This window comes from Halomonas sp. SIMBA_159 (assembly GCF_046536035.1).
GTDB classification, from domain to species: Bacteria; Pseudomonadota; Gammaproteobacteria; order Pseudomonadales; family Halomonadaceae; genus Vreelandella; species Vreelandella venusta_A.
Window position 1 is genome coordinate 1 of record NZ_JAWJBT010001286.1, and the last position, 246, is coordinate 246.

Here is a 246-nt window from a genome sequence, read left to right on the forward strand (position 1 = left end):
GTAATTAAGTCTTATTTTTTAAAAAGATTATGAACAAGCAACCTTTATACGAAGTACCTAATATTGAAGATGCAGACGTTTCCCGGATCCAAAACAACAGCCTGGTGCCCATGGTGGTTGAGAAGACCGAAAGGGGCGAACGCGCTTTTGATATCTATTCGCGACTGCTTAAAGATCGTATTATCTTTTTGGGAACGCCGGTTAATGATGCCGTAGCAAGCTCCGTCGTTGCTCAGCTGTTGTACC

General features: G+C 43.1%; 1 protein-coding gene. It reads left to right on the forward strand.

What is annotated here, in order from left to right:
- Window positions 1-29: 29 nt before the first annotated feature.
- The coding region (locus R0J87_RS23395; protein WP_498889368.1) for an ATP-dependent Clp protease proteolytic subunit at window positions 30-246 on the forward strand (217 nt) is incomplete at its 3' end.